Origin of the sequence: Paraburkholderia sp. RL17-368-BIF-A, from assembly GCF_046054045.1 — a bacterium.
In the GTDB taxonomy this organism is placed as follows: Bacteria; Pseudomonadota; Gammaproteobacteria; order Burkholderiales; family Burkholderiaceae; genus Paraburkholderia; species Paraburkholderia graminis.
The window spans coordinates 214394-231019 of the sequence record NZ_JARESN010000003.1; the positions used below are offsets into that span (position 1 = coordinate 214394).

Genomic DNA, 16626 nt, shown 5'->3' on the forward strand with positions numbered 1-16626 from the left:
GCCTCGTAGCGTTTAGCTCCAATCCAGTTTAGAACCTGTCCCCTCCTGCCTAGCCCCCTACGGGCGATCATGTCCCAGGCTGGCGGCAAGCCAATGTTGGCGTGTCGCATCCGATACAGCTTCTAACGAAAAACTCGCCCTCCATTGGTGCGAGTTGCCCCCGTTTTTCGATTTGCTCGCTGCTTCTTTGCTCGCTGAATCCGACGACTTGGGTATGCCGATTGGCGCCGACGTTTTAATTCCCTGTGTTTTAAGGATTCTCATGACTTCGAGCAATACCCCCAGCAGCCCGTTGAACGCCATCGCCGACCAGGCCCTCGGTTTCGCCGACGCACCCGCGCAAGCCGCAGCACCCGCTGTTGCCGCTGCCGCGCCTGCCGTCGCCGCTGAAGCCGCCGCCCCCGCCGGCCCGTCGTTCGCGTCGCTCGGCCTGTCCGCGGATGTCGTCTCCGCGCTGACCGCCGCTGGCTATCAGAACCCGACGCCGGTTCAGCAACGCGCAGTGCCCGCCGCCATCGCCGGCCGCGACCTGATGGTCTCGAGCCCGACCGGTTCGGGCAAGACCGCCGCGTTCATGCTGCCCGCCATCGAACGTTTCTCGCAATTGCAAAAGGCGCAAGCCAGCCAGCCGCGCGAGCCGCGTCCGGCCGACGGCGCCCGCAACACGCGCCGTCCGCAACCGGTTGCACGTCCGACCATGCTGGTTCTGACGCCGACCCGCGAACTCGCGATGCAGGTCACCACCGCCGCCGCCACGTACGGCAAGCACCTCAAGCGCCTGCGCACCGTCAGCATTCTCGGCGGCGTCGCTTATGGTCAGCAATTGATGCTGCTGGCAAAGAACCCGGAAATCCTGGTTGCCACGCCGGGTCGTCTGATCGACCACCTGGAACGCGGCCGTATCGACCTGTCGCAACTGCAGATTCTCGTGCTCGACGAAGCTGACCGCATGCTTGACATGGGCTTCATCGAAGACATCGAAACGATCGTCGCCGCTACGCCGGCTACGCGTCAGACGATGCTGTTCTCGGCCACGCTCGACGGCAAGATCGGTTCGCTGACGGGCCGTCTGTTGAAAGATCCGGAGCGTATCGAGATCGTTCAGCGCCTGGAACAACGCACGAACATCGCGCAAACCGTCCATTACGTGGACGACCGCGATCACAAGGACCGTCTGCTCGACCATCTGCTGCGTGACGAAGGCCTCGATCAGGCCATCGTCTTCACGGCAACCAAGATGGACGCCGATCAACTGGCCGGACGTCTCGCCGACGCCGGTTTCGAATCGGCCGCACTGCACGGCGACCTGCCGCAAGGCGCGCGTAACCGCACGATCAAGGCATTGCGCGAGCGTCGCGTGCGCGTGCTGGTGGCAACGGACGTCGCCGCTCGCGGCATCGACATTCCGGGCATCACGCACGTGTTCAACTACGACTTGCCGAAGTTCGCCGAAGACTACGTGCATCGTATCGGCCGTACTGGCCGCGCCGGTCGCTCGGGCATCGCGGTGAGCCTCGTGCATCATGCCGAACAGGGCGCGCTCAAGCGCATCGAGCGCTTCGTGCGCACGCCGCTGCCGGTGAACGTTGTCGTAGGCTTCGAGCCGCGCAAGTCGGCTCCGTCGGGTAACGGCCGTCCTGGCTTTGGCGGCCGCGGCCGTCCGGGCGGCGGCAATAGCGGCGGCCGTCGCTTCGGCAGCGGCTCGGGCAAGCCGGCCGGCAGCGCAGGCAGCTCGCGCAGCGGCAGCGGCAATGGCAGCGGTTGGGCCGGCAAGCCGGCAGGCAGCGGTTCGCGCGAAGGCTACGGCGGCTCGCGTGACGGCGGCTACGGCGCACGCCGCAGCGACGGTCCGCGTACCGCGCGTCGCGGCAGCTAACGTACGCAGCGCTACGCTCTGCGTAGCAATGAGTTGAATGACCCCGACAGCGCTTCATCGTCGGCTGGTCGACAGAAAAACCGGTGCCCAGGCACCGGTTTTTTTTCGCCTGCGACGCATCGCCGCCTAAATTTCACAATGTGGAAAAATTTTTTGCGTCGTAAAAAATCGTGCTGCACAGCACAACGACGGGCATTGCAGCAGGGAAAATAACGTTTCTTAATGCGGAACGTCGAAGATAACCCACTGATTATCCGAACAAAGATTTATTGGAAAATCGCGCCCGCCCGGCTATTGCGCGTCTGTCGATTTGCCTAGACTCTTATATAAGACTTCACGAAACGAAACGCTTAGGCGCTGAGCGCCGGCCGGCCCGCTTCGACGAAGACAGAGTCCACCATCTGTTCATTAGGCAACCAAGGAGAAAATCATGACGACGCGCGAAGAACAAGCCCGCCAACTTCAACAGCAATGGGAAACCGATCCGCGCTGGAAAGGCGTGAAGCGCAGCTATACCGCCGAAGACGTGATCCGCCTGCGCGGCTCCGTGCAGGTCGAGCACACGCTCGCCAAGCGTGGCGCCGAAAAGCTCTGGCATAGCGTGAACACCGAGCCGTTCGTCAACTCGCTCGGCGCGCTGACCGGCAATCAGGCGATGCAGCAGGTCAAGGCAGGTCTGAAGGCGATCTATCTGTCGGGCTGGCAGGTCGCGGGCGACGCGAACGTGGCCGGCGAAATGTACCCGGACCAGTCGCTCTACCCGGCGAATTCGGTGCCGCTCGTCGTCAAGCGCATCAATAACACGCTGACGCGCGCCGACCAGATCCAGTGGTCGGAAGGCAAGAATCCGGGCGACGAAGGCTATATCGACTACTTCGCGCCGATCGTCGCGGACGCAGAGGCCGGTTTTGGCGGCGTGCTGAACGCGTTCGAACTGATGAAGGCGATGATCGAAGCCGGCGCCGCGGGCGTGCACTTCGAAGACCAGCTCGCTTCGGTGAAGAAATGCGGTCACATGGGCGGCAAGGTGCTCGTGCCGACGCGCGAAAACATCGCCAAGCTGACCGCCGCGCGTCTCGCCGCCGATGTCTCCGGCGTGCCGACCGTGCTGCTCGCCCGCACCGATGCGGAAGCCGCCGACCTGATCACGTCGGACGTCGACGAAAACGACAAGCCGTTCCTGACCGGGGAGCGCACCGTCGAAGGTTTCTATCGCACGAAGCCGGGTCTCGAACAGGCGATCTCGCGCGGCCTCGCCTACGCGCCCTACGCCGACATGATCTGGTGCGAAACGGGCAAGCCGGACCTCGAGTTCGCGAAGAAATTCGCCGACGCGATCCACAAGGAGTACCCGGATCAACTGCTGTCGTACAACTGCTCGCCGTCGTTCAACTGGAAGAAGAATCTGGACGACGCGACCATCGCCAAGTTCCAGCGCGAACTCGGCGCCATGGGCTACAAGTTCCAGTTCATCACGCTGGCCGGCTTCCACGCGCTGAACTACTCGATGTTCAACCTCGCGCACGGCTACGCGCGCAATCAGATGACGGCGTTCGTCGAGATGCAGCAGGCCGAATTTGCGGCAGCGGAAAAGGGCTTCACCGCCGTCAAGCATCAGCGCGAAGTGGGCACCGGCTATTTCGACGCGGTCACGCAGACGGTCGAGCGCGAAGCATCGACGACGGCGCTGCACGGCTCGACGGAAGACGAGCAGTTCTTCGACAAGAAAGTCGCGTAACGGTCTCGCGACCTGATCGCAAAGACGAAAGGCAGATAGACAGCGGACGGGCGGCGCAGCGGTTGCGCCGGCTGGCCGCCGTCGGCAGGGAGGAGCTTCGGAGGCGCATCGGCGGTTCTTGTGCGCAGCGCCGGAGGGAGTTGACGGTAAGGCGGGGGCTGCATAAAGCCAGCACAGCCAGGCATCACCGGATTGTGCGGCGAATGGACGACGCGCCGGCCCAGGCGCCGGCGCGTTCTCCACTATCAGCGATCACCACGGCGATAACGACGGCGATAGCGACGACGATAAGCGCCGGTATCCGCGATTTCAGCGATACACCAGCACGGGAATTTTCGTGTGCGTGAGCACGCGCTGCGTTTCGCTGCCGATCAGCAGGCTGCCGAGACCGCGCCGCCCGTGTGACGCCATGAAGATCACATCGCAGCCACCACGCTCCGCGGCTTCGATGATCCCGAGATACGGCGCGGGATGCACGCTGGTGCGTCGATCGACGACCACGCCGACGCGGCTCGCCGCAAACTCGACTTCGCGCAGATGCTCTTGCGCTTCGCGCTCGCTGCGGTTGAGAAACTCCGACGGCGGTTCGACCGCGATCTCGGAGAACGGCGCGTACGGATATTGCGGCAGGCACGCGTACGCGGTGATGCGCGCGCCGACCGCCTGTGCGAGATCGATGGCGCCGGCGATCGCTTTGCGCGAGAGGTCCGAACCGTCGGTCGGGACGAGAATGTGCCTGAACATGTGCCCTCCGTTTGCGTGCCCGCTTGGGTTGCTGCTGCGGTTGCGGGTCGGGTTTAAGCGCAATCCCCGCGGCGCTTTTCATCCACGCCTTAAAACCGATTGTAGGCCGCAGAAACCGGCGCCCAGGTCTTATTGCGGGTCTGTCCGAATATCGAAAACCCGTTGCGCGGCGTCATCCCCAGTAGTCTGGAAGGCCATACGTATGCTTGAGAAAATCCAGGAAGAGCCGCACGCGCAGCGGCAAATGGCGGCGCTGCGGAAACACCGCATGAATGCCGATGGGCGGCGCGGCGAACTCGTCGAGCACGCTGACGAGCCGGCCCGCCGCGATGTCCGCGCCGACTTCCCACCACGAGCGCCACGCGAGGCCGTGGCCTTCGAGGCACCACTCGTGCAGCACCGCGCCGTCCGAGCATTCCATCGTGCCCGATACCTTGATCGACACCACCTTGCCGTCGTGCTGGAACATCCAGCCGCGCTGCTGATTGGCGCTCGCGCCGAGCGCGAGACAGTTGTGCTGGGCGAGATCGGCGAGGCTGTGCGGCGCGCCGCGCCGGCTCAGATACGCGGGCGACGCCACGCACACGCGCCGGTTTTCGCCCAACTTGAGCGACACGAGCGAGGAATCAGGCAGTTCGCCGAGCCGCACCGCGCAATCGAAACCTTCGTTGACCAGATCGACGAGCCGGTCCGACAGATCGAGCGTGATCGACACATCGGGATGCGCGACGGTGAACGCCGGCACCAGCGGCGCGACGTGCCGGCGTCCGAAGCCGGCCGGCGCGGAAACGCGCAAATGCCCGCTCGCCTTCACGCCGCCCGCCGACACGCTCGCCTCGGCGTTCTGCATGTCGTGAATGATGCGCTGACAGTCCTCGAGAAACGCCGAGCCTTCGAAGGTCAGTGTGATCTTGCGGGTCGTGCGCACCAGCAGCTTGACGCCGAGGCGCTCTTCGAGCGCGTCGATACGGCGGCCGATGATCGCCGGCGCCACCCCTTCGGCAAGCGCCGCGGCGGACAGGCTGCCTTTGGCCGCGACGGTGACGAAAGTCTCGATCTGCTTGAAACGGTCCATGGAAGAAGCGACGCTCGCGCGGCAAGGTTGGCCGATGCGCGCCAGATTAGGCGGATGAAAGTAAAAGATCAAGTGATCTTTAGCCTCTTTTTTAGCGCGCAGTACCCCTAATACAATCGTCCCGACCTCTGACAGGAGCGCACGGCAATGTCGGCCACAACGACACTCTCCCCAAAAGCCATCATTTTCGACGCCTACGGCACGCTGTTCGACGTGCACTCGGTGGTCGCCGCGGCGGAGCAGATCTTCCCCGGGCGCGGCGACGCGCTCTCCCAGTTGTGGCGCCAGAAACAGATCGAATACACGCAGTTGCGCACGCTCGCCGATGCCGGCGAAGGCGCCGCGCACTATCGTCCGTTCTGGGACATTACACTCGACGCTCTGCGCTTTTCCGCGAAAAAACTCCAGCTCACGCTCGGCCGTACCGCGGAAAAACGTCTGATGGACGAATACGCGTGTCTGTCGGCGTTTCCCGATGCGGTGCCGGCGCTGCGGCTTTTGCGCGATGGGCTTTCGTCGTCAGCGGCGACTAGCGCGCGCCCCGGCCTGGCGATTCTCTCCAACGGCAATCCGCAAATGCTCGACGTCGCCGTGAAAAGCGCGGGCATGAGCGGCCTGTTCGACCACGTGCTTTCCGTCGACGCCGTGCGCGCCTACAAACCCGCGCCCGTCGCGTACGCGCTCGGCACCCAGGCTTTCGGCGCGGAGCCGCGCGAGATCGTCTTCGTTTCGTCGAATGGCTGGGACGTGGCGGGCGCGACGTGGTTCGGCTTCACGACGTTCTGGCTCAACCGCCAGAACGCGCCGCTCGAGGAACTGGGCGTGACGCCGCACGGCACGGGCGCGGGCATGAACGATCTGCTGGCTTTCGTGAAGACGCTCGCATCTGCCGGCGATGCGCCGCGCCCAAGCCGCGCCACCGCCGCGAGCCGCACGCGCCGTCCGCGCAGCAGCGGGGGCGCATAGCCGCGCCTCCCTTAGCCGACTCATCAAGCCCACTCAAACGATTACAACCGCACCTCAACTTTGCATCTTCGCAATCTGACCGACCAAGGAGAAAACATGGCGAATTCGCTGCCATCGCTGTCATCGTTAGACCTGCCGCAAGGCATGGAAATCACCGGCGAAATCAAGCCCGGCTATGAAGCGATTCTCACGCGCGAGGCGCTCGAGCTCGTCGCCGCGCTGCATCGCACGTTCGAGCCGCGCCGTCAGCAGTTGCTGCAGGCACGCGCCGAACGGACCAAGCGCCTCGACGCCGGCGAGCGCCCCGACTTCCTCGCCGAGACGAAGAGCGTGCGCGAAGGCGACTGGACCATCGCGCCGCTGCCGCGCGACCTGCAATGCCGCCGCGTGGAAATCACCGGGCCGGTCGAGCGCAAGATGATCATCAACGCGCTGAACTCGGGCGCGGATTCGTACATGACCGACTTCGAGGATTCGAACGCCCCGAGCTGGGATAACCAGATCACCGGCCATATCAACCTGAAGGACGCGGTGCGCCGCACGATTTCGCTTGAGCAGAACGGCAAGAGCTACAGGCTGAACGACAAGGTCGCCACGCTGATCGTGCGTCCGCGCGGCTGGCATCTCGACGAAAAGCACGTGAAGGTGGACGGCAAGCGCGTGTCCGGCGGCATCTTCGATTTCGCGCTCTTCATGGTGCACAACGCGAAGGAACTGGTCGCGCGCGGCTCGGGCCCCTACTTCTATCTGCCGAAGATGGAGAGCCATCTCGAAGCGCGTCTGTGGAACGACATCTTCGTCGCCGCGCAGGAAGCGGTCGGCGTGCCGCGCGGCACGATTCGCGCGACGGTGCTGATCGAAACCATTCTCGCCGCGTTCGAAATGGACGAGATCCTGTACGAGCTGCGCGAACATAGCTCGGGCCTGAACGCCGGCCGCTGGGACTACATCTTTTCCGCGATCAAGAAGTTCAAGTCCGACCGCGACTTCTGCCTCGCGGACCGCTCGCAGATCACGATGACGTCGCCCTTCATGCGCGCCTATGCGCTGTTGCTGCTGAAGACTTGCCATCGCCGCAATGCGCCGGCTATCGGCGGAATGAGCGCGCTGATTCCGATCAAGAACGATCCGGCCGCGAACGACAAGGCCATGGCCGGCGTGCGCTCGGACAAGGCGCGCGATGCCGGCGACGGCTACGACGGCGGCTGGGTCGCGCATCCTGGCCTCGTGCCGATCGCGATGGAAGAGTTCGTGAAGGTGCTCGGCGACAAGCCGAACCAGATCGGCAAGCAACGCGACGACGTGCTCGTGACCGCGACGGATCTCACGGACTTCCGTCCCGAAGCGCCGATCACCGAAGCGGGTCTGCGCAACAACATCAACGTCGGCATTCACTACCTGGGCTCATGGCTCGCGGGCAACGGCTGCGTGCCGATTCATAACCTGATGGAAGATGCCGCGACCGCCGAGATCTCGCGCTCGCAAGTGTGGCAGTGGATTCGCTCGCCGAAGGGCACGCTCGACGACGGCCGCAAGGTCACGGCGGAACTGGTGCGCGAACTCGCCGTGCAGGAACTCGACAAGGTGAAGCAGGCTGTCGGCGGCGATACGAAGCCGTACGAGCGCGCGGCGCAGATCTTCGAGCAGATGTCGACGTCGGAGCAGTTCACGGACTTCCTGACGCTGCCGCTCTACGAGGAAATCTGAGCAAGGGCGCCCGCGTCGCAATGCAGTGGCGAGCGGGCGCACGGCGGGCGCAAAGAATGACCGGCCTTACGGCCCGCGAGGCTTGCTGTCTCGCGGGCTGTTTTTTTTGCGGCGTGCCAACGCTTTTGCGGGCTATCTATCAGCGCGTCGCGCGATACTTGACCCAATCGCCGGATTTGATTTCCGGCAGTCCCTTCACCGTGTTCGGCGCGACCGGATAGAAGCGGCAGTTCACCACGTTGCCGTCCACTTTCACCATCACGTCGCGAGCCAGAAAACGATCTTCGACGCCGGGATACACGGCCTCGATTTCGTCGAGTACGGCGACGAGTTCATCGTCGATTTCGTACACATCGCCGATCACGTCCACACCCTGATCGTCGACCACCAGGCCCGGATACGAGCCGAAGTCGAACAGATGGCCGCGAACCGTGGCCGTGCCGAGCAGCGTCGGCTCGGCGATCTCGTTGCGCGCCGCAGCTTCGCGGATGTCGTTTACTTCGCCCGCTCGCAGCGTGCCGTAGACAAAGACGGTTTGCATCGTCGTTCGTGCTCCTCGAGTATGTGGTCGGTCAGACTGGCCATTATGCAACGTCGCAAAGCGCGCACGCTCTACAATAGGAAACCGCCCGCCCGCGATCGCGCTTCGTTCAGTGGCGTTTCGTTTTATGGATCGACCTTTGCCCATGACTCCGTACGCCGGCTCGGACCGCTCGAGCTTCGTCAGCCTGACCGACACGCCGCCAGAATTTCAGCCGAACGAAGCGCACCCGATTCGCGTGCGCTCGCGTCCCATGCCGATGGGTTCGCACTTCGCGCGTCACCAGCATGCGTGGGCGCAGGTCGCGTATGCGTCGCGCGGCGTGTTGCGCGTGGCCACGACCGGCACGACGTGGATGGTGCCGCCCTCGCGCGCCATCTGGGTGCCGCCGCATGTGACGCACGAAGTCGTGGCCGTCGAAGACGCGTTTCTGCGCACTTTGTACATCACCGAAAGCACGGTGCCCGCGGGGCTCGACGCGCCCCGTGTCGTCGAAGTGTCGAATCTGCTGCGCGAAGTCATTGCCGCGCTGGATACGCCCGGCCTCTCGCCCGCGCGCGAGCGCCTGCTTGGCGCACTCGCGCTCGACGAGCTGACGCGTTCCGAGCCGCTGCCCCTTTCGGTGCCGATGCCCAACGAAAAGCGCCTGCGCGCGCTCTGCGAAGCGGTGATCGCCGACCCGACGCCCGGTGAATCGCTCGAGCAATGGGCGGCGAGCGTGGGCGCGAGCACGCGCACCATCGCGCGGCTTTTTCGTCAGGAACTCGGCGTGAGCTTTTCGCAATGGCGCCAGCAGGCGATTCTGGCGCGCGCGATTCCGCTGCTGAGCCAGGGACGGCCGCTGTCGCACGTCGCACAAGAGTTGGGCTATCAAAGCCAGAGCGCTTTTTCCGCGATGTTTCGCCGTGCCTTTGGCGAAAGCCCGCGCGCGTTTATCGAACGCGGCTCGGAACATCGGCTGGAAAATGGCGAAAGCGCTGACGCCGCCGATCAAGACGAAATTTCTCTTGAACAGACTTTGCCGACGGGCGCCGACCCTATCGCGCCGGGCGCGGACCGCCGCTAAGCGCCGCTCGGCGAACTCAAACCCGCCGCGCCAGATGACGAATCGCGCCGAGTTGCGCGAGGCGCGGCCCCGCGAGCTTGTAGCCCTTGCGCTGATAGAGACGTGCGGCGGGATTGTCGACGAACACGCGCAGCTGCAGCTCGCGTAGTCCACGTTCGCGCGCCCATTGGTGCGACATGTCGAGCAGGTAGGTGCCGGCGCCGAGCCGCCGGTAGCCCTCGGCGATTTGCACGTCGCGAATATGCAGCGAATCGCCCTCCTGCGTGATGCGCAGCACGCCGATCGGCTTGCCGTCCATTTCGAGGATGAAGTTTTCGGACTCGCGCCAACTGCCGAGAAAAAGATCGCCGCGCCAGACGAGATGATGCCGCTGATAGTAGCCGCCCATGTTGCCGTGAGTCAGCGCCTCGGCGAACTCGAAGTCGTCCATGCTGGCTTTGCGCAGATGGAACGGTGACGGAGCTTCGGTTGGATCGAACATGGCGGCACGACGAAGAGAAGTCGGATAAACGGTAAAACAGGCCGCGCGCGCTGGCAATGGCTGTTTGTCCCGAGCATAGCCAGGCGGAAAGGCAGCGGAAATAAAAAAAGCCCACTTCTTTCGAAGTGGGCTTTTCAAAATCTGGCGGAGCGGACGGGACTCGAACCCGCGACCCCCGGCGTGACAGGCCGGTATTCTAACCAACTGAACTACCGCTCCAGATTTTTACAACTGACCGGCAAGTGAGAAGCAAGGCTTTGCTCGCTCGCCAACCGCACCGTTCAACTTCTTACCGAACGACGCCGATGTTCTGGCGTCCCCTAGGGGATTCGAACCCCTGTACTCACCGTGAAAGGGTGATGTCCTAGGCCTCTAGACGAAGGGGACAACGTACTGCTTACACCTTTAATGAAAAAGCCCGTTCAAGTTTGCATGAACGGGCTTTGTCTGGCGGAGTGGACGGGACTCGAACCCGCGACCCCCGGCGTGACAGGCCGGTATTCTAACCGACTGAACTACCACTCCAGTCTTTACACCCTGGCTTGCGAGCGTCGGTTATGTCTCTGCAAGCTGCGCCGCTTTACTGCTAAAGCGACGCTGATGTTTGGCGTCCCCTAGGGGATTCGAACCCCTGTACTCACCGTGAAAGGGTGATGTCCTAGGCCTCTAGACGAAGGGGACATGATCTTTTCAGACTCTGTCTTTAACTCGCTGCTGACTCGAATCAACTGAGATACTAACCGCACTTACTGGTCAGATATTCGTTTCGTCAACTGCGAAGACCGCTATTTTAACTACGATACAGCGGCTTGTGAAGTCTTTTTTGCTACAAGCTCCAGACTTCGGAACGACTTCACTCTGCTCTGATGGTGGAGGTAAGCGGGATCGAACCGCTGACCTCTTGCATGCCATGCAAGCGCTCTCCCAGCTGAGCTATACCCCCCTTGCAGAACAGAAACGAGATTCTAGAGGCCGTTTTGCGCTTTGTAAATACCCTTTGAGCAACTGCGTGCGACTTTTTTCCGAACTCGCACGCAAACCATCTCAATGCACGGACGAATGCGCTTGCGCCCTTCCGCGTCTTAAGCCAGCGCCTTCTCGATACGGCTCACGACAACCTCGCGGCCGAACAGCATCAGCACCGTATCGATCGACGGCGTATGCGTCGTGCCCGCCACCAGCAAACGAACCGGCATCGCCAGTTGCGGCATCTTCAGCTTGTGCGCGGAAAGCGTTGCCTTGAGCGCGGCGGCGATGGCTTCCTTGGTCCACTCGACCGTTTTCAGCGCGGCGGCCAGTTCGCCGAGCGCCGGGCGCACCGCATCGGTCACGTGCTGCGCGAGGGCTTCGGCATCCGGCGCCGGCGTGCGATAGAACATCGCCGCGTTCTCGGCGATCTCCTTGACCGTGGACGCGCGATCTTTCAGCAAGCCAACCACCGCGGTCAGATCGGCGCCTTGCGCGATCGTCGCTTCGTCGATACCCAGGTCGGCGAGGAATGGACGCGCGAGGCCGGCGAGGCGCGCGTTATCCGCTTCCTTGATGTAGTGCGCGTTGAGCCAGTTGAGTTTGTCGTGGTCGTACTGCGCCGGCGACTTGCCCAGATGCTCGAGATCGAACCATTCGACGAACTGCTCGCGCGAGAAAATCTCGGCGTCGCCATGCGACCAGCCAAGGCGCGCGAGATAGTTCACCACCGCTTCCGGCAGATAGCCGGCGTCGCGATAACCCATCACGCTCATTGCGCCGTGACGCTTGCTCATCTTTTCGCCCTGCTCGTTGAGCACGGTCGGCAGATGCGCGTAGACGGGCGGCTCGGCGCCGAGCGCACGCAGAATGTTGATCTGCCGCGGCGTGTTGTTCACGTGGTCGTCGCCGCGAATGACGTGCGTGATGCGCATGTCCAGGTCGTCCACCACCACGCAGAAGTTGTAGGTCGGCGTGCCGTCCGGCCGCGCGATCACGAGGTCGTCGAGTTCCTCGTTCGAAATCTCGATGCGCCCTTTCACCGCATCGTCCCAGGCGACCACGCCGGTCAGCGGATTGCGAAAGCGCAGCACGGGCTGCACGCCCGCCGGCGGCTCGGGCAGCACTTTGCCCGGCTCGGGACGCCATGTGCCGTCATAACGCGGCTTTTCGCCGGCTTCGCGTTGACGCTCGCGCAGCGCGTCGAGTTCTTCCGTCGACATGTAGCACGGGTACACGAGCCCGGCGCTCTGCATCTGCGCGAGCACTTCGCGATAACGGTCCATGCGCTGCATCTGGTAGAACGGGCCTTCGTCGAAATCGAGGCCGAGCCATTCCATGCCTTCCAGAATGGCGTCGACGGATTCAGTCGTGGACCGCTCGACGTCGGTGTCCTCGATCCGCAGCACGAAGGTCCCTTTCATCTTGCGCGCGAACGCCCACGGATAAAGCGCGGAGCGGATGTTGCCGAGGTGAATGAAGCCGGTGGGACTCGGTGCGAAGCGGGTGCGAACGGAGGTGGTCATTAGCGGTTACTCGAAGACGGGCGCCGGAGCCGGACAGACATCGCCCGTCAGGCGCGGCAGCGAAGCGCGCCCGGACGGCACAAAGGCTGCCGCGCGCGGACACGAAGGAATCAAAGCAAGAGCCGAATTATACCTTTCACGGACGGCCCGGCCGCCCTCGTCCGAATGGCCTGGCGAGGCGCCAGGGAAGCGTCCATGCAACGTTTCATTACGCGCCGCCGCGAGCGCGCCGCTTTGCTTTATGATGTGCGCGCGCTGGGGCGCGGACCCGTCAGCGCGCTGGAGGCGCTTTGTTTGCGGCCGCGTGGACTTTGTCCCTGGCGCTGTCTTCGGTGTTGTCCCCGGTTTGTCCCTGACCCTTGCCTGATCGCGGCAGTTGGCGGCGCCCATTTCGCCGCTTACGCCGTTGCTGGAGAACTCGTTGAAACCTTCGTCGCCTCGTTACGGCCGCCGCCATTTTTCGCTCGCGGCCGCCTCAGCGGTGCTCGCCGCCTGCACCACGGCCGGCAGCAAAATCGACGGCGTGTCGTCGAACGCCGCCACGCCCACCACGAACGCGCCGCCGCTCGACAAGCCGCAGCGGCCGCTGCGCGTCGCGCTCGCGCTGGGCGGCGGCGCGGCGCGCGGCTTCGCGCACATCGGCGTGATCAAGGCGCTCGAGGCGCGCAACATTCAGGTGGATCTGGTGGCCGGCACGAGCGCCGGGTCGGTGGTCGGCGCGCTCTACGCGTCGGGCATGAACGGCTTTGCGCTCAACAAGCTCGCGCTCACCATGGACGAAGCGTCGATCAGCGACTGGGCCATGCCGTTTCGCACGCGCGGCTTTCTGCAAGGCATCGCGCTGCAGAATTATCTGAACACCACGCTCAACAATCGGCCGATCGAGAAGATGGTCAAGCCGCTTGGTGTCGTCGCCACCGACCTGAAAACCGGCCAGCCGATTCTTTTTCAGCGCGGCAATACCGGCGTTGCGGTGCGCGCGTCGTGCAGCGTGCCGTCGATCTTCGAGCCGGTGAAAATCGGCGGACATGAATATGTGGACGGCGGCCTCGTGAGTCCGGTGCCGGCCTCGTTCGCGCGCAAGATGGGCGCGGACTTCGTGATCGCGGTCGACATCTCGCAGCGCCCGGAAAGCGGCCTCACGGCCAGTTCGTTCGACGTGCTGATGCAAACCTTCACGATCATGGGCCAGACGATCAAGGCGTACGAACTCGACAAATACGCCGACATCGTGATCCGGCCGAATCTGGCGGCCATGAGCGGCAGCGACTTCTCGCAACGCAACGCCGCGATTCTCGCCGGCGAGGAAGCCGTCGCGAAGATCATGCCGGAGTTGCAGCGCAAGCTGGCCGCGAGCCGGGTGGCGGCTTAAGGGCTTAAGGGCTTAGTGGCGAAGGACCTAAGGGCTTAGCGGCAACACGCAAAAAAGCCTGCTTCTTTACGAAGCAGGCTTTTTTCGCTGGATCAGCACAACAACCGCCGGCGAACCGGAATCAGTTATTTCCGCCGATCGTCGCATTCACGCGCTTGCGCAGATCTTCGCCTTCCTGATACGACGTCTCGATCCGGCGTGCGCCCGTGAAGCGCTTTTCCCAGTAGCCGCTATCCATGTCGTCGACGCGGATCGTGCTGCCCGTGGAAGGCGAATGCACGAACTTGTTGTCGCCGATGTAGATGCCGACGTGCGAGAACGTGCGGCGCATCGTGTTGAAGAACACCAGGTCGCCCGGCTTCAGATCGCTCACGCGAACCTTTTCGCCGACGCGGCTCATTTCCTCGGCGCGGCGCGGCAGCGCCATGCCCAGCGTGTCCTGGAACACGTAGCGGACGAACCCGCTGCAATCGAGCCCGGAGTCCGGCGTGTTGCCGCCCCAGCGGTAGCGTACGCCGATCATGTTCAGCGCGCCGACGACCACGTCGCCCGCCTTGCCGGCCATGCCGGAAAGAAACGATTTGGCGCCGCTGTCGGTGTTGCCGAGCGATTGCGAACTGGAGGAAGACGAGGAATTCGCCGGGTTAGTCGGCAAAAAGGTGGCATTCTGATTGAAACTGCTTACTTCGTCGGCGAAAGCGCCGGGAGCTGCTGCGATCAAGACGCCAATGAACATCCCGGCGACGGCGCGCGTGCAAGCCTGGGTCAGATTTCTGTGCTGCATTGGTCGGTATTTTTTGCTAAAGAATCAGGGGTCTACGGAAAAAAGTTTGGTCGATACTAGCCAGTAAGTATTCACGTGTCAAAACAAATAGAAAAATACAATCGAGACACGCACCCAATTGGTGAAAGGGTGAAAAATCAGCGGTCCAACGCGGCTTTCAGGAGTTTTCGAGTGTACGGGTGCGAAGGCGTCGCAAAGATCTTCTCAACGTCTCCACTTTCGACGATAGAACCGTTTTGCATGACCGCCACGCGGTGTGCCATCGCCCCGATCACGGCCAGGTCGTGGCTGATGAAAACGAAGCCGAGGTTGTACTTCTGCTGCAGTCCGGCGAGGAGTTTCAGCACTTGCTGCTGGATGGAAACGTCCAGTGCGCTGGTCGGTTCGTCGAGGATCAGAATGCGCGGCTCGACCACGAGCGCCCGCGCAATCGCGATGCGCTGACGCTGCCCGCCGGAAAACTCGTGCGGATACCGGAAAAGCGCGGTCCGGTCGATCCCGACCTCGCGCAGCACGGCAAGCACCTTATCGCGCCGCGCTTGCGGCGACATCTGCGGCCGGTGCAGCGCGAGCCCTTCGCCAACAATGCGTTCGATCGTCTGACGCGGCGAAAGCGAGCTGAACGGGTCCTGAAACACGACCTGCATGTTGGAGCGCAACGTCGTCTGCTCCGTGCCGCGGTAACTGCCGAGCGCCCTGCCCTGAAATTCGATGTCGCCATGCGCGGTGCGCTGCAGGCCGAGCAGCGCCATTGCCAGGGTCGACTTGCCCGAGCCCGATTCGCCGACAATGCCGAGCGTCTCGCCCTGCCGCACGGCAATCGTCGCGTCGGCGACCGCGCGAAACCGCCCCGAGCGGAACCAGCCGGCGAGTCCCGGCAGCTTCGTTTTGAAATCGACGGATACGCCGCGCGCTTCCAGCAGCACGGGCGAAATGGGCAGCACCGGCACGACCGTGCGCTGCGGCCGGCTCGCGAGTAGCCGCTGCGTGTACGGATGCTGCGGCGACTCGAACACCTGCTCCACCGATCCGCTTTCGACGAGCACGCCGTTTTCCATCACCGCGATGCGCTGGGCGAAGTGGCGCACGAGGTTCAGGTCGTGCGTGATCAGCAGCACGGCCATGCCGCGCTTTTCGGCCTCGTCGCGCTGCAGTTCGAGCAGCAAGTCGACGATTTGCGCGCGAATCGTCACGTCGAGCGCGGTGGTCGGTTCGTCTGCGAGCAACAGACGCGGACGGCACGCGAGCGCCATCGCGATCATCGCGCGTTGCCGTTGTCCGCCGGAAAGCTCGTGCGGGTAGCTGTTCACGCGCTTGCCCGGCTCGGGAATGCCCGTGCGTCCAAGCAGCGCGACCGCGCGCTTGCGCGCTTCGGCTGCCGGCACGCCGTCGTGCACGACGATCGTTTCCGCGATCTGCTCGCCGATCGTGTAGAGCGGGTTGAGCGCCGTCATCGGCTCCTGAAAGATCATCGCGATGTCCGAGCCGCGCAGGCCGCGCATCTCGCGCTCGCTTTTGGCAAGCAGATCCTCGCCGTCGAAACGGATCGCGCCGCTCACCTGCGCGTCGCTCAACAGACGCAGGATCGACAGCGCCGTCACGCTCTTGCCCGAACCCGATTCGCCGACCAGCGCGATGCGCTCACCGCGGCGAATGGTCAGCGTCACGTCGTCGACGGCGACCGTTTCGCCGAAGCTCACATGAAGGTGATCCAGTTCCAGTAGCGGCGCATGGCTCCCCGCTTCGCCGCCGTCGTGCTGCTGCCCGTTTGTTTGCCGTTGCAT

Annotated in this window: 13 protein-coding genes and 5 tRNA genes; 6 read left to right on the plus strand and 12 right to left on the minus strand. The window is 63.5% G+C overall.

Going from position 1 to position 16626, the window contains the following annotated elements:
* Positions 1 to 262 precede the first annotated feature (262 nt).
* Positions 263 to 1876, plus strand: coding sequence for a DEAD/DEAH box helicase (locus P0D87_RS06925; RefSeq protein WP_006052991.1), 1614 nt, complete (start codon positions 263 to 265; stop codon positions 1874 to 1876).
* Positions 1877 to 2306: 430 nt separating this feature from the next.
* Positions 2307 to 3614: an isocitrate lyase gene (gene aceA, locus P0D87_RS06930; protein ID WP_006052990.1), complete on the plus strand. Its 1308-nt coding sequence runs from the start codon at positions 2307 to 2309 to the stop codon at positions 3612 to 3614.
* 309 nt (positions 3615 to 3923) lie between these two features.
* On the opposite strand, the gene P0D87_RS06935 is transcribed toward aceA, so the two are convergent.
* Positions 3924 to 4358 (minus strand): universal stress protein, encoded by a 435-nt coding sequence (locus P0D87_RS06935; RefSeq protein ID WP_006052989.1) that lies wholly within the window; start codon positions 4356 to 4358, stop codon positions 3924 to 3926.
* A 172-nt stretch (positions 4359 to 4530) separates the two neighbouring features.
* A complete protein-coding gene (locus tag P0D87_RS06940; protein ID WP_029970826.1) occupies positions 4531 to 5433 on the minus strand; it encodes a LysR family transcriptional regulator in 903 nt (300 codons plus the stop codon).
* 147 nt (positions 5434 to 5580) lie between these two features.
* On the opposite strand from P0D87_RS06940, the gene P0D87_RS06945 reads away from it, so the two are divergent.
* Both P0D87_RS06945 and aceB read left to right on the plus strand, forming a co-directional pair.
* The gene (locus tag P0D87_RS06945; RefSeq protein WP_053858281.1) at positions 5581 to 6399 is read left to right on the plus strand and encodes a haloacid dehalogenase type II; all 819 of its coding nucleotides are present in this window, start codon (positions 5581 to 5583) and stop codon (positions 6397 to 6399) included.
* A 96-nt stretch (positions 6400 to 6495) separates the two neighbouring features.
* The gene (gene aceB, locus P0D87_RS06950; protein WP_029970825.1) at positions 6496 to 8106 is read left to right on the plus strand and encodes a malate synthase A; all 1611 of its coding nucleotides are present in this window, start codon (positions 6496 to 6498) and stop codon (positions 8104 to 8106) included.
* Between the two features lie 139 nt (positions 8107 to 8245).
* On the opposite strand, the gene P0D87_RS06955 is transcribed toward aceB, so the two are convergent.
* The gene (locus tag P0D87_RS06955; RefSeq protein WP_006052985.1) at positions 8246 to 8647 is read right to left on the minus strand and encodes a gamma-glutamylcyclotransferase family protein; all 402 of its coding nucleotides are present in this window, start codon (positions 8645 to 8647) and stop codon (positions 8246 to 8248) included.
* Positions 8648 to 8792: 145 nt separating this feature from the next.
* Between P0D87_RS06955 and P0D87_RS06960 the strand changes: the two genes are divergently transcribed.
* Positions 8793 to 9713, plus strand: coding sequence for an AraC family transcriptional regulator (locus tag P0D87_RS06960; protein WP_029970823.1), 921 nt, complete (start codon positions 8793 to 8795; stop codon positions 9711 to 9713).
* Between the two features lie 16 nt (positions 9714 to 9729).
* Here the strand turns inward: P0D87_RS06960 and P0D87_RS06965 are convergent, their stop codons facing one another.
* From P0D87_RS06965 to gltX, 7 genes are all read right to left on the minus strand, one after another.
* Entirely contained in the window at positions 9730 to 10194 is a 465-nt protein-coding gene (locus P0D87_RS06965) for a GNAT family N-acetyltransferase (protein WP_013338845.1), read from the minus strand.
* 142 nt (positions 10195 to 10336) lie between these two features.
* Positions 10337 to 10413, minus strand: a tRNA-Asp gene (locus P0D87_RS06970).
* A 92-nt stretch (positions 10414 to 10505) separates the two neighbouring features.
* Positions 10506 to 10581: transfer RNA gene (locus P0D87_RS06975), tRNA-Glu, on the minus strand.
* A 61-nt stretch (positions 10582 to 10642) separates the two neighbouring features.
* A tRNA-Asp gene (locus P0D87_RS06980) sits at positions 10643 to 10719 on the minus strand.
* 80 nt (positions 10720 to 10799) lie between these two features.
* Positions 10800 to 10875, minus strand: a tRNA-Glu gene (locus tag P0D87_RS06985).
* A 186-nt stretch (positions 10876 to 11061) separates the two neighbouring features.
* Positions 11062 to 11137, minus strand: a tRNA-Ala gene (locus tag P0D87_RS06990).
* A gap of 139 nt (positions 11138 to 11276) precedes the next feature.
* Positions 11277 to 12686, minus strand: a complete 1410-nt coding sequence (gene gltX, locus P0D87_RS06995) for a glutamate--tRNA ligase (RefSeq protein ID WP_029970822.1) — start codon at positions 12684 to 12686, stop codon at positions 11277 to 11279.
* Positions 12687 to 13107: 421 nt separating this feature from the next.
* On the opposite strand from gltX, the gene P0D87_RS07000 reads away from it, so the two are divergent.
* Entirely contained in the window at positions 13108 to 14058 is a 951-nt protein-coding gene (locus tag P0D87_RS07000) for a patatin-like phospholipase family protein (RefSeq protein ID WP_006053094.1), read from the plus strand.
* 121 nt (positions 14059 to 14179) lie between these two features.
* Here P0D87_RS07000 and P0D87_RS07005 read toward each other — a convergent pair whose 3' ends face one another.
* Complete coding sequence (locus P0D87_RS07005; RefSeq protein ID WP_053858282.1) at positions 14180 to 14842, minus strand: C40 family peptidase; 663 nt, start codon at positions 14840 to 14842, stop codon at positions 14180 to 14182.
* Between the two features lie 137 nt (positions 14843 to 14979).
* Positions 14980 to 16626 (minus strand): ABC transporter ATP-binding protein, encoded by a 1647-nt coding sequence (locus P0D87_RS07010; RefSeq protein WP_053858283.1) that lies wholly within the window; start codon positions 16624 to 16626, stop codon positions 14980 to 14982.

What these genes read in the sequence shown, in the direction of transcription:
- P0D87_RS06925 (WP_006052991.1), top strand. Translation starts at nt 263, where the DNA reads ATGACTTCGAGCAATACCCCCAGCAGCCCGTTGAACGCCATCGCCGAC.
- aceA (WP_006052990.1), top strand. Translation starts at nt 2,307, where the DNA reads ATGACGACGCGCGAAGAACAAGCCCGCCAACTTCAACAGCAATGGGAA.
- P0D87_RS06935 (WP_006052989.1), bottom strand. Translation starts at nt 4,358, where the DNA reads ATGTTCAGGCACATTCTCGTCCCGACCGACGGTTCGGACCTCTCGCGC.
- P0D87_RS06940 (WP_029970826.1), bottom strand. Translation starts at nt 5,433, where the DNA reads ATGGACCGTTTCAAGCAGATCGAGACTTTCGTCACCGTCGCGGCCAAA.
- P0D87_RS06945 (WP_053858281.1), top strand. Translation starts at nt 5,581, where the DNA reads ATGTCGGCCACAACGACACTCTCCCCAAAAGCCATCATTTTCGACGCC.
- aceB (WP_029970825.1), top strand. Translation starts at nt 6,496, where the DNA reads ATGGCGAATTCGCTGCCATCGCTGTCATCGTTAGACCTGCCGCAAGGC.
- P0D87_RS06955 (WP_006052985.1), bottom strand. Translation starts at nt 8,647, where the DNA reads ATGCAAACCGTCTTTGTCTACGGCACGCTGCGAGCGGGCGAAGTAAAC.
- P0D87_RS06960 (WP_029970823.1), top strand. Translation starts at nt 8,793, where the DNA reads ATGACTCCGTACGCCGGCTCGGACCGCTCGAGCTTCGTCAGCCTGACC.
- P0D87_RS06965 (WP_013338845.1), bottom strand. Translation starts at nt 10,194, where the DNA reads ATGTTCGATCCAACCGAAGCTCCGTCACCGTTCCATCTGCGCAAAGCC.
- gltX (WP_029970822.1), bottom strand. Translation starts at nt 12,686, where the DNA reads ATGACCACCTCCGTTCGCACCCGCTTCGCACCGAGTCCCACCGGCTTC.
- P0D87_RS07005 (WP_053858282.1), bottom strand. Translation starts at nt 14,842, where the DNA reads ATGCAGCACAGAAATCTGACCCAGGCTTGCACGCGCGCCGTCGCCGGG.
- P0D87_RS07010 (WP_053858283.1), bottom strand. Translation starts at nt 16,626, where the DNA reads ATGCAACGGCAAACAAACGGGCAGCAGCACGACGGCGGCGAAGCGGGG.